This window comes from Bradyrhizobium sp. A5, from assembly GCF_042076515.1.
Taxonomy (GTDB): domain Bacteria; phylum Pseudomonadota; class Alphaproteobacteria; order Rhizobiales; family Xanthobacteraceae; genus Bradyrhizobium; species Bradyrhizobium cosmicum.
Genome location: NZ_CP148990.1, coordinates 223770 through 237900, shown reverse-complemented (window position 1 = coordinate 237900; position 14131 = coordinate 223770). Strand labels below are relative to the sequence as shown.

The following is a 14131-nucleotide window of genomic DNA, read 5'->3' as shown; positions in this document are numbered from 1 at the left end:
GGCCATGACGGCGTCGGAGCGTCTGCACGCAAGAATTGGAGGAGTGAGACGACACACGCATGCCTGCATTCCGCGGCGCGGGACATCGCGCGATTGCGTTCGATCTTTCCAGCACGTAGCCTCACCGCTCAACAAACAGAAAATGACAGCCGGAGAGAACGCCATGGCGCGCCTGAAATTCGGAGCCTTCCTTGCCCCGCATCACCCGATCGGGGAGCATCCGATGCTTCAGTTCCGGCGCGATCTCGACCTGGTCGAGCAGCTCGACGCGCTCGGCTATGACGAGTTCTGGTGCGGCGAGCATCATTCCTCCGGCTGGGAGATGATCGCCTCGCCCGAGATGTTCCTGGCGGCGGCGGGCGAGCGCACCAAGCGGATCAAGCTCGGCACCGGCGTGGTATCGCTGCCCTATCACCATCCCTACAACGTCGCGCAGCGCATGGTGCAGCTCGACCACATGACCGGCGGCCGCGCCATCTTCGGCTCCGGCCCCGGCGCGCTGGCCTCCGACGCGCATACGCTCGGCATCGACCCGATGACGCAGCGCGACCGCCAGGACGAAGCGATCGGCGTGATCCGGCGGCTGTTCAACGGCGAGCGCGTCACCGCCAAGAGCGACTGGTTCACCATGAACGACGCGGCGCTGCAGATCCTGCCGCTGCAGGAGGAGATGCCGTTCGTGGTGGCGTCGCAGATCTCGCCCTCCGGCATGACGCTCGCCGGCAAATACGGCATCGGCATCATCTCGCTGGGCTCGATGACAACGCAGGGCCTGATGTCGCTGCAGCAGCAATGGCAATTCGCCGAGGACGCCGCCAAAAAGCACGGCACCACGGTCGATCGCGCGAACTGGCGCGTGCTGCTGACCTTCCACGTCGCCGAGACCCGCGAGCAGGCCCGCAAGGAGGCCGGCGCCGGGCTGATGCGCTGGCACAACGAATATAATGTCGGCACGCTGAAGCGGCCGGGCCTGACCGCATTCGCTTCCCCCGACGAGGCCGTGGACAAGACCGCGTTCGTCGAGGGCGCGGCCTCCGTCATCGGCACGCCCGACGATCTCGTCAAGATGATCAAGAACGTGATGCAGGTCTCCGGCGGCATCGGCGCCGTGATCGGCTTCGTGCACGACTGGGCCAATCCGGAAGCCACGCGCCGGAGCTGGGACATGGTGGCCCGCTATGTCGTCCCGGAGATCAACGGCTATACCGACAGCCTGCGCAGGTCGCAGAAATTCGTGATCGAGAACCGCGCGATCTTCGAGCGTGCGGGACAGGCCGTGATGGCCAAGATCATGGAGAACGACAAGGCCGCCGAGGCGCTGAAGGTGACCGGCCCCGGCCGCGTCGCCATTCCCGCCGTCAACGCCCCGGATCTGCAGAAGGAAGCGGCGAAGCGATAGGCTGCGCCGGCGTACACGCGTAACCACGATCTCGAGCAGGCGATATCGGCCTGTGCTATGCTGACCTGGTCGGCTGGCGCAGGCCGGAATGTTGTCACGGCCGCGCGCTGTTCGGTCAGCCAACCGGAGCAATCCTCAATGTCGATGCAGAATGTGGCCGCCCCTGCGCTTCAGTTCACCGCACCCAAACGCAATGAGCTGACGCATATCCCCGGCGACGAGGGCTGGCCGGTGATCGGCAAGACCTTTCAGGTGCTCGCCGATCCCAAGGGACACATCGAGGCGAACGCCGCCAAATACGGCCCGGTCTACCGCACCCATGTTTTCGGCGAGACCAATGTCGTACTGCTCGGGCCCGAGGCCAACGAGCTCGTGATGTTCGACCAGCAGAAGCTGTTCTCCTCGACCCACGGCTGGAACAAGGTGCTCGGGCTGCTGTTCCCGCGCGGCTTGATGCTGCTCGATTTCGACGAGCACCGGCTGCATCGCAAGGCGCTGTCGGTCGCGTTCAAGTCCGGGCCGATGAAATCCTATCTGTCCGATCTCGACAGCGGCATCGCCGCGCGGGTGGCGCAATGGAAGGCGAACCCCGGCGAGATGCAGCTTTATCCGGCGATGAAGCAGCTCACGCTCGATCTGGCCGCGGCGTCCTTTCTCGGCGCCGACATCGGGCCGGAGGTCGACGAGATCAACCGCGCCTTCGTCGACATGGTCGCCGCCGCCGTCGCCCCGATCCGCCGCCCCCTGCCGGGCACGCAGATGGCGCGTGGCGTGGCGGGCCGCAAGCGCATCGTCGCCTATTTCCGCCAGCAGATTCCGCTACGGCGCGGCAATCATGGCGGCGACGATCTGTTCTCGCAGCTCTGCCGCGCCACCCATGAGGATGGTGCCCTGCTGTCCGGGCAGGACATCATCGACCACATGAGCTTCCTGATGATGGCGGCGCACGACACGCTGACCTCGTCGCTGACCTCCTTCGTCGGCGAGCTCGCCGCCAATCCGGACTGGCAGGACAGACTGCGGGCGGAGGTTCTTGCACTCGGGCTTGCGCCCGGTGCGCCGAGCAGTTTTGACGATCTCGAAAAAATGCCGCTGTCGGAGATGGCGTTCAAGGAGGCGCTGCGGATCAAGCCGCCGGTGCCCTCGATGCCGCGCCGCGCGATGCGCGACTTCACCTTCAGGGGATTCACGATCCCTGCCGGCACCGCGGTCGGCGTCAATCCGCTCTATACGCATCACATGAAGGAGATCTGGCCGGAGCCGGATAGCTTCGATCCCTTGCGCTTCACCGAGGAAGCCCAGCGCAATCGCCACCGTTTCGCCTGGGTGCCGTTCGGCGGCGGCGCGCATATGTGCCTCGGCCTGCACTTCGCCTACATGCAGGCCAAGTGCTTCGCGCGGCACTTCCTGCAGAACATCGAGGTGTCGCTGGAGCCGGGCTACAGACCGGACTGGCAGATGTGGCCGATCCCGAAGCCGCGGGATGGACTGAGGGTAAGGATGAAGGCGGTTTAGGTTTCGTAGGGTGGGCAAAGCGAAGCGTGCCCACCATGCCGTTTCACGCTTGAACACCGATGGTGGACACGGCGCGCGAAGAGCGCGCCTTTGCCCACCCTACGGCACATCTCTTTGCTTCTACGCCCCCTGATCAAACGCGCTGCGCAAGGCCGCCAAGCCCTGCTGCTGCTGGCTCCAGTTGCGGCCGCCGGTGATGGCGCCGTCGATGACGAGGTCGTGGCCGTTGATGAAGCCGGATTCGTCGCTCGCCAGGAACACCGCGGCCTGGGCGATGTCGTCGGGGATGCCGGCGCGCGGGATCGGCTGAGCGGTCTTGTAGACATCGCGCATCACCGCCGGCGTCTTCTCGGCAGCTTCCGTCGACAGGCCCAGCGCCTTGCCGAAAATGCCGGTCGCGATCGCACCGGGCGAGATCGAATTGACGCGCACGTTGGACTCGCCAAGCTCCATCGCCACGCATTTGGTGAGGTGGATCACCGCCGCCTTGGCCGCGCCGTAGACCACCGACGAAGAGAAGCCGGCGAGGCGGCCGGCAATGCTGCCGTTGTTGATGATGCTGCCCGAGCCCTGCTTCTTCATGAAGGGCGCGGCGTGTTTCATCCCGAGCATGACGCTGCGCACCAGCGTCGCCATCGCCGCGTCGAAGCGCTCGACCTCGAGGGCTTCGATGCCGCCGGTCTGCGCCGGACCGCCGGCATTGTTGAAGAGGCAGTCGATGCGGCCGAACCTGTCCACCGCGAGCGCGATCAGCGCCTGCATCTGCGCTTCGACCGTCACATCGGTCTGGCGGAAGAGGCAGTTGGCCCCGAGCTGCTTCGCCAGCGCCTCACCCTCCGGTATACGCCGCCCCGCGATCACAATTTTGGCACCTTCGGCAACGAAGACTTCCGCAGTGCGCAATCCGATCCCGCTCGTCGCGCCCGTGATCACCGCAACCTTGCCGTCAAGCCTGCCCATGGAAGCTCCCTGTTCTTGAACGATTTGATGCCAAATGGCCGACACCGATGGATGACGGCGCTGCGACAGTCGGGGTCGCGACGCTCACTATTCCTGCCAGCTATCGACAAGGCAAGCTTTGCTTGCGCATGCGAGATGCGTAACATCCTCGTCCACCTCTCGATTTTCGAGCGCATCTGGCAACCGGGCGGCGCATGCAGAAGCTGATCGAAGAATTCCGCAAGGGTTGGCAGGGCGAGGCGCCGCCATCGCTCGCGCTGGGCATCTCCTTCGCGGTCGCCTGCCTGCTGGTCGCGACGCTGGCGCGCTGGGGCCTCGCGCATGTGCGACCGGACGTCTACTTCACGCCGTACTTCCCGGCGGTGCTCTTCGCCGCCGCGTTCGGCGGCTTGCGGATCGGCATCATCACCGCGCTGGTCGGCGGCGTACTCGGCGTCGTCGTCAATTTCGGCGATGTTTTTGCGGATCGGGCCCGGTTCACCCTGCTGACGCTGTATTGGTGCGTCTGCGCCCTCACCATCTGGGGCGTCGAGCACTATCGCACGATGCTGACGGAGCAGCGGCGGATTTCCAGGCGCCTGATCGAGGAAGAGGACTATCGCAAGCTATTGGTCGACGAGCTTCAGCACCGGCTGAAGAACAAGCTGTCGACGGTGCATGCCGTGCTGCATCAGGTGCTGCATGACGAGCCGCAGGTCTGGGCCCGGATCGACCCCCGGCTGCGCTCTCTGGCCACGACCGACGATTTGATCTCGCGGATCGACAAAGCGGGCTGCGACATCCGCGACCTGTTGATTGCGGAGCTCGGGCCTTACGGCCATGTCCGCTTCACCCTCAATGGCGACCGGCTGTTCCTGCCGCCGAAGCTCGCGGTCACGCTGTCACTGATGTTTCACGAGCTCGCCACCAACGCAGGCAAGTATGGTGCGTTCTCCGCGCCGAGCGGATTGTTGCAGGTGTCATGGATCGTCAGCGGCGATCGTCTGACCGTTACCTGGGACGAGACCGAAGGCCCGAGCATCGGCAAGGTGTCGACGCCGGGCTTCGGCACCAAATTGCTGAAGTCCGCACTATCAGCCTTCGACGGCAAGACCGAGGTTTCGTATCTCAAGACCGGCCTTCATTGCATCATGCAGTGCCGCGTCCCGCAAGGCGGCTAATCTCGACACGAGAGAAACAGAACCGCCCGCAGTTTCGCAAGCGGCGTTGACCCTCTGTTAATGACGATCGGGGGCGCGCGGCGCATCGTCGCAAAACACCCCCGTATTTCTCCGGACCCCTTAACCAAGCCTAAGAGGGAACTGAGCAAGATCGCGTCCATTGCAAAGGCGCGCTGAAACAACAAGATTCATGACTTCTATGAACGACAACAGATATTCCGGCGCGAGCCAAGCCGAACTCGGATTCCTCAAGGAAATCGTTAGAGTGCTGCCGGCCGGCCTGACCGTGCAGGACGCGCAAGGCGAGCTTCTCCTGGTTAACGATGTCGCGGCCGCCCAGCTCGGCATGGACGGCCGCCATCCCTCACCCGATCTCGCGCCGCGCCGCGAAGCCTGCCAGCGGGCGCTGACCGCCGGCCAGGCTGTCGTCACCGAGGAAGCGCTGCACGACGGCGCCGCGCGCCAGGTGCTGCTGACCACGCATCGTCCCGTCCGCCTCGCCGGACGCGAGCTGCTGATCTCGACCTCCGCGGACATCACCGAGCAAAAGAATTTCGAGGACCAGCTATTCCGCTCGGCCTATTTCGACGAGCTGACCGGCCTGCCCTCGCGGCGCGTGATCGAGCATCGCGCCAACAGCCTGCTGGCGCACGAGGGCAAGGGCGAACGCTTCGCGCTCGCCTTTCTCGACGTCGACAATTTCAAGCACATCAACGACTATTACGGCCATGCCGTCGGCGACGCGCTGCTGGTCGAGCTGTCGAAGCGACTCGGACGCGACTTGCGCGATTCCGACATGCTGTCGCGCATCTCCGGCGACGAATTCCTGCTGCTGCTCTCCCCGATCCAGAGCCAGGAGGAGGTCGCCGAATTCATTCAATCGACGCTGGAGCGGCTGACCGCGCCATTCTTCATCGACAATTCGGAGGTCTTCGCCTCCACCTCGGTCGGCGTCAGCCTCTATCCCAATCACGGCCGAACCTTCGAGACGCTGCGCCAGAACGCCGACATCGCGATGTACCGCATCAAGAACGGTGGCAAGGGATCGGCGGCCTTCTTCGATTCCAGCATGGAGCGCGATGCCCTGGCGCGGATGAAGATCGAGCAGTCGCTGCGGCTCGCCATCCTGGAAAAACGCTTCTGCTGCGCGTTCCAGTCCAAGGTCGACATCAGGACGCAGGCGGTCAAGGGCATCGAGGCGCTGGTGCGGCTGCGCGACGACGAAGGCCTGATCCAGGCGCCAGGCTCGTTCATCAACCTGGCCGGCGAGCTCGGGCTGATCGACGAGCTGACCCATCTCGTGCTGGCCGAGATCGTCAAGTCGATCGACCTGATCAACGACACCTTTGGCGCGGAAGCCACCATCAGCATCAATATCGCCGCCAAGCAGGCGGGCAACCCGGAATTCATGCGCCACTTCGCGCAGGCGCTGGAAGACACCGGCTTTCCCCAGCGCTTCATGATCGAGGTGACGGAAGACGCCTTCGTCGCCAAGAGTCATTTCCAGTCGGAAATCCTGCCGATGTTCCGCAAGCTCGGCGTCGGCATCTCGATCGACGATTTCGGGACCGGCTATTCCTCGCTCTCGGCGCTCGCCGACATCACCGCCGACGAGATCAAGATCGACCGTTCCTTCATCACCGACATCCATAAGCGCCCGCGCAGCCAGGGCATTTTGCGCGCGATCGAATCCTTGAGCGAAGCGCTCGGCATGACCGTGATCGCCGAAGGGCTCGAATCCTACGAAGAATTGGCCTACCTCCAGGCCGCCACCAAGATCCGCTACGCGCAGGGCTATTATTTCGCCCGGCCGATCTTCCTGGAGGAGCTGAAGCTCGCAACGCCCGCCTCCAGCGAGGCCCGGGGCAGCGTCGCCAGCCGCCCGCTGCAGCAGAACCGCCAGGGCTATTCACGGGCGAACGGGTATCGCCGGTAGGGCGACAGTGTCGCAACAATTTCGCTGTCGTCCCGGGGGCGCGCAAAGCGCGAGCCCCGGACCCATAATCACAGGGCGTAGTGTAACGCGAGGCTCCCACTCCGAGTCTTCGTCAAACCTCTCCCTGTGGGTATGGATCCCGGATCTGCGCTTCGCTTGTCCGGGATGACAGCAAATGCTGAGCTGCCGCCGCCCAATTCCCCCTTTGAAATTACTATCCTTTTGCTAATACAGGCGGACTTCCCCTGAGGTACGCCATGCCCTCTCCCCCCTCCGTCAGCGATCCCGCCTATGTCCGCGCACGGGCGATGGTGACGCTGTTCGAGCGGCTGGAGCATTTATGCGAGGGTGCGATTGCGATCGATCGCGGCGGGCGGGTGATCTACGTCAATGAGAAATATCTGGCGTCGCTCGGCTTGAAGCAGACAGCGGAAGCGATCGGACGGCCGATCGAAGAAATCATCCCGAACAGCCTGATGCGGAATGTCGCCGAGAGCGGCGAGCCGATCCTGCTCGACATCATGGAGCTCGGCGGCGAGCAGCTCGTGGTCACCCGCATGCCGATCGAGGACGAGGAGCGCAATGTCATCGGCGCAATCGGCTTCGTGCTCTACGACCACATCGAAAGCCTGAAGCCGCTGCTCGCGCGCGTCACCCGGCTCGAGAGCGATCTGCGGCTGGCACGGCGGCAATTGTCGCACGCCCGTGCGGCGCGCTTCACCCTGGCCGATTTCGTCGGCACGACACCGGCGATCGCCCAAGCGAAGGAATTTGCCAAACGCGCGGCGCGGCAGAGCGTGACCGTGCTGCTCACCGGCGAGACCGGCACCGGCAAGGAGCTGCTGGCCCAGGCGATCCACAATGCGTCCTCGCGCGCGGAGAAACCGTTCGTCAGCGTCAACGTCGCGGCGATCCCGGAGACGCTGATCGAATCCGAATTCTTCGGCACCGCGCCGGGCGCCTATACCGGCGCCGACCGCAGGGGACGCGAGGGCAAATTCCGGATCGCCGACGGCGGCACGCTGTTCCTCGACGAGATCGGCGAGATGCCGCTGCACTTGCAGGCCAAGCTCCTGCGCGTCTTGCAGGAGCGCGAGATCGAACCGCTCGGCTCGGACAAGATCACCAAGGTCGACGTGCGCGTCATCGCCGCAACCAATGTGGACTTACGCAAGCGCGTCAGCGACGGCGCCTTCCGCCCCGATCTCTATTACCGTCTCAACGTGCTCTCGATCGATCTTCCCCCCCTGCGAAGATGCATCGACGATCTGCCTGACATCTGCGCGCGGCTGATCGAGGACATCAGCGCCTCCGGCGATTTCGTCAATGCCAGGATCACGCCAAGCGGGCTTTCGGCGCTCGCGCGCTACGATTGGCCCGGCAATGTCCGCGAGCTCCGCAACATCCTGGAGCGCGCGCTGATCCTGAGCGATACCGGACGCCTGACAGGCGACGATTTCGTTCACATCCTGCCGGTCAGCGCAGACATCGACGCAGCGCCGGTGCCGCGGATGACCGGCTCGATCCTCCCCTATGCCGAAGCCGAGGCCGAGTTCGAGAGGCAGACGCTCGAACATGCGCTGGCCGCCAGCAACGGCCAGATCACGGAAGCCGCGCGCATGTTGCGGATCTCGCGCGCGACCTTCTACAAGAAACTCGCCAAGTTCGGGCTGGCGACCGGAGCGTCGCCTGTCTGAGTTTCGAGACAATCCGTGTCTGGAGTCTCGGATTCCCGACAACATGATGCCGGCCTTGTCTTTGGCATCGTCAGCGCTTCTGCCGCATTTTCAGCCATTCCAACGCAAGCTCCGCATCTGGCGCAGGGCTTGCTGTAGGCGGCCAGAGGAAACGCATGGGCTGATGGACGACGCGGCGGCGTGCAGGCATCGCGAACGTCGCGACGCCCACACGTCAAGAGATTGTCACATGCACTCATGCAGGCTCTGCCGGAAGGTGGAATTGCAATGTATGCACACTTGTGCAAATCGCTGTGATCAAGGCAGCTCATTCAAGGAGGAACCCATCGTGCGTCGATCGCTCATTCTCACAGCAGCCATCCTCGGCTTGGCCGCGACCACCTCCGCCCGAGCCGACGACCTCAAGGTCGCGCTGATCTACGGCAAGACCGGCCCGCTCGAGGCTTACGCCAAGCAGACCGAAACCGGCCTGCAGATGGGCTTTGAATACGCCACCAAGGGCACGATGACGCTCGACGGCCGCAAGATCGTCGTCATCACCAAGGACGACCAGGGCAAGCCGGACCTCTCCAAGGCCGCGCTCGCTGAAGCCTATCAGGACGACAAGGCGGACATTGCGATCGGCACGACCTCGTCGGCCGCAGCGCTCGCGATTCTCCCCGTCGCCGAGGAGAACAAGAAGATCCTGATCGTCGAGCCCGCTGTCGCGGACCAGATTACCGGCGAGAAGTGGAATCGCTACATCTTCCGAACCGGGCGCAATTCGTCGCAGGATGCGATCTCGAACGCGGTCGCGATCGGCAAGCAGGGCGTCACCGTGGCGACACTGGCGCAGGACTACGCCTTCGGCCGCGACGGCGTCGCCGCCTTCAAGGAGGCGCTCGCCAAGACCGGCGCGACGCTCGCCGCAGAAGAATATGCTCCGACCTCGACCACCGACTTCACCGCGGTCGGCCAGCGCCTGTTCGACGCGCTGAAGGACAAGCCCGGCCGCAAGGTGATCTGGGTGATCTGGGCCGGCGCCGGCAATCCGCTGGCCAAGCTGCAGGACATGGACCCGAAGCGCTACGGCATCGAGCTCTCGACCGGCGGCAACATCCTGCCGGCGCTGGCGGCCTACAAGGGCCTGCCGGGCATGGAAGGCGCGACCTATTATTACTACGACATCCCGAAGAACCCGGTGAACGACTGGTTCGTCGCCGAGCACCAGAAGCGCTTCAACGCGCCGCCGGACTTCTTCACCGCCGGCGGCTTCGCCGCCGCGATGTCCGTCGTCGCCGCCGTCACTAAGGCGAAGTCGACCGACACCGAGAAGCTGATCACGGCGATGGAAGGTCTGGAGTTCGACACGCCGAAGGGCAAGATGGTGTTCCGCAAGGAGGACCATCAGGCGCTGCAGAGCATGTATCACTTCAAGGTCAAGGTCGATCCGAACGTCGCCTGGGCCGTGCTCGAGCCGGTCCGCGAGTTGAAGATCGAGGACATGGACGTTCCGGTCAAGAACAAGCGCTGAGTTGTTCTTCACCTCTCCCGCTTGCGGGAGAGGCCGGGAGAGGGTTCTCACCTCTTGGGGAGCCTTCGTCGTAGAAACACCCTTTCCCAGGCCGACCCTCAGCATCGGCGTTTCTTAAGAACAGCGGCCGAAGGCCGCCTATGCCTCCCCCGCAAGCGGGGGAGGGAGCGCAGCGTGATCGCGGATACATTTTCATCTCATCATTCACTAGATCGCCAATGACGCTGACTCTCGAAACCCGCGACCTCACCATCCGCTTCGGCGGGCATGTCGCGGTCAACAACGTCACCTGTACGTTCCGCCCCGGCGAGCTCACCGCCATCGTCGGGCCGAACGGCGCCGGCAAGACCACTTATTTCAACCTGATCTCGGGCCAGCTTCGCGCGAGCAGCGGCAGCATCCTGTTCGACGGCACCGACATCACCCAGCAGTCCGCGCCGATGCGCACGCGTGCCGGCCTTGGCCGCGCATTCCAGCTGACAAACCTCTTCCCGAACCTGACGGTAGGAGAGAACGTCCGCCTCGCGGTGCAGGCCGCCGACGGCACCCATTACGACATGCTGCGGCCCTGGATGGTCCGCCGCGATTTGATCGCCCGCGCCGACGCCATCCTCGACCAGGTCGCGCTCGGTGGCCGCCGCGGCGTCGCCGCGACCGCGCTGTCGCATGGCGACCAGCGCAAGCTCGAAGTCGCGCTGATGATCGCGCTGGAGCCGAAAGTGTTCATGTTCGACGAGCCGACCGCCGGCATGAGCATCGACGAGGTGCCGGTCGTGCTGAACCTGATCGCGCAGCTCAAGCAGGACCAGAGCAAGATCATCCTCCTCGTCGAGCACAAGATGGACGTGGTGCGCTCGCTCGCCGACCGCATCATCGTGCTGCACAACGGGCAGCTCGTTGCCGACGGCCCGCCGGCCGAGGTGATCGCCTCGCCGATCGTGCAGGAAGCCTATCTCGGCGTCGCACCCAAGAACGCTGCAGAGAGCGCCGCATGAGCGACCTTTTGAAACTCTCCGGCGTGCACACGCATATCGGCCGCTATCACATCCTCCAGGGCATCGACCTCACGGTGCCGCAGGGGCAGACCACGATGCTGCTCGGCCGCAACGGCGCCGGCAAGACCACGACGCTGCGCACCATCATGGGCCTGTGGCAGGCATCGAGCGGCGAGATCAGCCTCGCCGGCGAGCGCATCGAGAGCCGCGCCACGCCCGACATCGCCCGTCTCGGCGTCGGCTATGTGCCGGAGAGCATGGCGGTATTCTCCGACCTCACGGTGAAGGAAAACCTCGTGCTGGCGGCGCGCGACGGGCCGCTCGATGACAAGCAGCTGGAATGGATTTTCGGCTTCTTCCCGGCGCTGCGCCGGTTCTGGCTGTCGCGCGCGGGGAGCCTCTCGGGCGGGCAGAAGCAGATGCTGTCGATCGCACGCGCCATCATCGAGCCGCGCAAGCTGCTCTTGATCGACGAGCCGACCAAGGGATTGGCGCCGGCGATCATCGTGGCGCTGATCGAGTGCCTGAAGGAGATCAAGCGCAAGGGCGCGACGATCCTGCTGGTCGAACAGAATTTCTTTGCCGCCCGCGAGCTCGGCGACAACGTGCTGGTGATGGACAACGGCACCATCGTCCATCGCGGCGAGATGGCGGCGCTGGCGGCCGACGTGCCGCTGCAGGAGCGGCTGCTCGGCCTGAGCCTGGAGGCGCATCAGTGAGTGAACTTGCTGCAACCGATCCGCTGCCGAAGCCGAAGCGCGATCTCGCACCGGTCCTGCTGCCGATCGCGCTGGCGCTCGCGATGATTCCGCTGATCGGCTCGCCGAGCACATGGCTGACACTGACCGCGGCGAGCCTCGCGATGGGCATGATGATCTTCATCATGGCCTCCGGACTGACGCTGGTGTTCGGCCTGATGGACGTGCTCAATTTCGGCCACGGCGCCTTCATCGCGGTCGGCGCCTATGTCGCGACGCTGGTGCTGGCGCCGTTCGCGGCCTCCATTCAGGCCGACTCGCTCTGGATCAACCTCGCGGTGCTGGCGCCCGCGGCCCTGCTGTCGATGGCGGTGTCCGGCGCACTCGGCCTCGTCGTGGAGCGTGTGCTGATCCTTCCCGTCTATGGCCAGCATCTGAAGCAGATCCTGATGACGACCGGCGGGCTGATCGTCGCCGAGCAGACGCTCTATGCGCTGTGGGGGCCGCAGATCATCCCGATGCCGCTGCCCACCTCGCTGCGCGGCTCGTTCATCCTCGGCGACGTCGCGATCGCCAAATATCGCGTGCTGGCGACGCTGATCGGGCTCGCCGTCTTCATCGCGATCCAGCTCGTGCTCAACCGCACCAAGCTCGGCCTTCTGATCCGCGCCGGCGTCGAGAACCGCGAGATGGTCGAGGCCCTCGGCTACCGCATCCGCCGGCTGTTCCTCGGCGTGTTCATGACCGGATCGGCGCTCGCCGGCCTCGGCGGGGTGATGTGGGCGCTCTATCGCGAGCAGGTCCATGCCTCCATGAGCGACGAGCTCACCGTCCTGATTTTCGTCGTCGTCATCATCGGCGGCCTCGGGTCGATCGGCGGCTGCTTCATCGGCGCGATTCTGGTCGCGATGGTCGCCAATTACGGTGGCTTCCTGGTGCCGAAACTCGCCCTCGTCTCCAACATCCTGCTGATGGTCGCCATTCTGATGTGGCGGCCGCGCGGCCTCTATGCGGTGACCAGCCGATGATGATCCTGTCAGGCGATCCGCCCCGCAGCCGTGTTCTCACGCTCGTTCTCGTCGTCATCATTCTGGCACTGGCGCTAACGCCGTTCCTGTTCCCGGGCGCGAAAGCGCTGAACGTCGCCGCCAAGATCTGCGTCTTCGCCGCGCTGGTCGCGTCCTACGATTTGCTGCTCGGCTATACCGGCTCGGTGTCGTTCGCCCACACCATGTTCTACGGCATCGGCAGCTACGCCATCGCGATCGCGCTGTACGGGATGGGTCCGAACTGGGCCGCGGTCGCTACCGGCATCGTCGTCGGCCTGCCGCTGGCGGCCTTGCTCGCGCTCGCGATCGGCCTGTTCTCGCTGCGCGTCGCCGCGATCTTCTTTGCCATGATCACGCTCGCGGTCGCCTCCGCCTTCCAGGTGTTGGCCTCGCAGCTGTCCTGGCTGACCGGCGGCGAGGACGGGCGCAGCTTTCAGCTGCCCGAATTGCTCCGCCCCGGCACGGTGCTGATCTCCAGGAACCTGTTCGGCTTCGAGATCAACGGCCGCATCCTGACCTTCTACCTGGTGTTCGCGATCTCCGCCCTGATGATCCTCGCCCTGTTGCGCGTCGTGAACTCGCCGTTCGGGCGCGTGCTGCAGGCGATCCGCGAGAATCGCTTTCGCGCCGAGGCGCTCGGCTTTCGCACCGTGTTCCATCTCACCTACGCCAACTGCCTGGCCGCGCTGGTCGCCGCCGGCGCCGGCATCCTGAATGCGCTGTGGCTGCGCTATGCAGGCCCCGACACATCGCTCAGCTTCTCGATCATGCTCGACATCCTGCTGATGGTCGTGATCGGCGGCATGGGCACGATCTACGGCGCCATCATCGGCGCCACGATCTTCATCCTCGCCCAGAACTATCTGCAGTCGCTGATGGGCGTCGCATCCAAGGCGGCGTCGGAGGCCGGGCTGCCGCTGCTGCCTGGGCTTCTCCACCCCGACCGCTGGCTGCTGTGGCTCGGACTGCTGTTCATCGCCAGCGTCTACTTCTTCCCCACCGGCGTGGTTGGACGGCTGCGCAGCGGCGGTGGCGACAAGGGCGCGGGCGCCTCGCATTAAGCGGCAGTTAATGATGCAGCGCAGCGGTTGTTTCTGGCATCGCACAACCGTGAGGTGATTCCCGCTTTGCGGCATACGGGCCTGACCACGCAACCGGATTAATCCTTAGGTAACTGGCTTTGCTAAGGTTTGGGCCATTTGTGCGGTG

General features: G+C 64.7%; 11 protein-coding genes. 10 read left to right on the top strand and 1 reads right to left on the bottom strand.

What is annotated here, in order from left to right; all coding sequences use genetic code 11:
- Positions 1–163 precede the first annotated feature (163 nt).
- Both WHZ77_RS01130 and WHZ77_RS01125 read left to right on the top strand, forming a co-directional pair.
- Complete coding sequence (locus tag WHZ77_RS01130; RefSeq protein ID WP_375312013.1) at positions 164–1399, top strand: LLM class flavin-dependent oxidoreductase; 1236 nt, start codon at positions 164–166, stop codon at positions 1397–1399.
- A gap of 138 nt (positions 1400–1537) precedes the next feature.
- Positions 1538–2914 (top strand): cytochrome P450, encoded by a 1377-nt coding sequence (locus WHZ77_RS01125; RefSeq protein ID WP_375312012.1) that lies wholly within the window; start codon positions 1538–1540, stop codon positions 2912–2914.
- Between the two features lie 120 nt (positions 2915–3034).
- Here the strand turns inward: WHZ77_RS01125 and WHZ77_RS01120 are convergent, their stop codons facing one another.
- The gene (locus tag WHZ77_RS01120; RefSeq protein WP_375312011.1) at positions 3035–3874 is read right to left on the bottom strand and encodes an SDR family NAD(P)-dependent oxidoreductase; all 840 of its coding nucleotides are present in this window, start codon (positions 3872–3874) and stop codon (positions 3035–3037) included.
- Between the two features lie 194 nt (positions 3875–4068).
- On the opposite strand from WHZ77_RS01120, the gene WHZ77_RS01115 reads away from it, so the two are divergent.
- The 8 genes from WHZ77_RS01115 (at position 4069) to WHZ77_RS01080 (ending at position 13983) form a co-directional block, all read left to right on the top strand.
- Complete coding sequence (locus WHZ77_RS01115) at positions 4069–5034, top strand: sensor histidine kinase (protein WP_375312010.1); 966 nt, start codon at positions 4069–4071, stop codon at positions 5032–5034.
- Positions 5035–5233: 199 nt separating this feature from the next.
- On the top strand, positions 5234–6970 hold the full coding sequence (locus tag WHZ77_RS01110) for a putative bifunctional diguanylate cyclase/phosphodiesterase (RefSeq protein ID WP_375312009.1): 1737 nt from the start codon (positions 5234–5236) through the stop codon (positions 6968–6970).
- A gap of 257 nt (positions 6971–7227) precedes the next feature.
- Positions 7228–8667 carry a sigma-54 interaction domain-containing protein gene (locus WHZ77_RS01105; RefSeq protein ID WP_375312008.1) on the top strand — a complete coding sequence of 480 codons (1440 nt, stop codon included), beginning with the start codon at positions 7228–7230 and terminating at the stop codon, positions 8665–8667.
- A gap of 328 nt (positions 8668–8995) precedes the next feature.
- Positions 8996–10180 (top strand): substrate-binding domain-containing protein, encoded by a 1185-nt coding sequence (locus WHZ77_RS01100; RefSeq protein ID WP_015689347.1) that lies wholly within the window; start codon positions 8996–8998, stop codon positions 10178–10180.
- Positions 10181–10398: 218 nt separating this feature from the next.
- Positions 10399–11175 carry an ABC transporter ATP-binding protein gene (locus WHZ77_RS01095; RefSeq protein ID WP_375312007.1) on the top strand — a complete coding sequence of 259 codons (777 nt, stop codon included), beginning with the start codon at positions 10399–10401 and terminating at the stop codon, positions 11173–11175.
- Positions 11172–11894 (top strand): ABC transporter ATP-binding protein, encoded by a 723-nt coding sequence (locus WHZ77_RS01090; protein ID WP_375312006.1) that lies wholly within the window; start codon positions 11172–11174, stop codon positions 11892–11894. The genes WHZ77_RS01095 and WHZ77_RS01090 overlap by 4 nt, the downstream gene beginning before the upstream one ends.
- Positions 11891–12901, top strand: a complete 1011-nt coding sequence (locus WHZ77_RS01085; protein ID WP_375312005.1) for a branched-chain amino acid ABC transporter permease — start codon at positions 11891–11893, stop codon at positions 12899–12901. Before WHZ77_RS01090 ends, WHZ77_RS01085 begins: the two co-directional genes overlap by 4 nt.
- Positions 12898–13983 (top strand): branched-chain amino acid ABC transporter permease, encoded by a 1086-nt coding sequence (locus WHZ77_RS01080; protein ID WP_375312004.1) that lies wholly within the window; start codon positions 12898–12900, stop codon positions 13981–13983. Before WHZ77_RS01085 ends, WHZ77_RS01080 begins: the two co-directional genes overlap by 4 nt.
- The last annotated feature ends 148 nt before the right edge of the window (positions 13984–14131 follow it).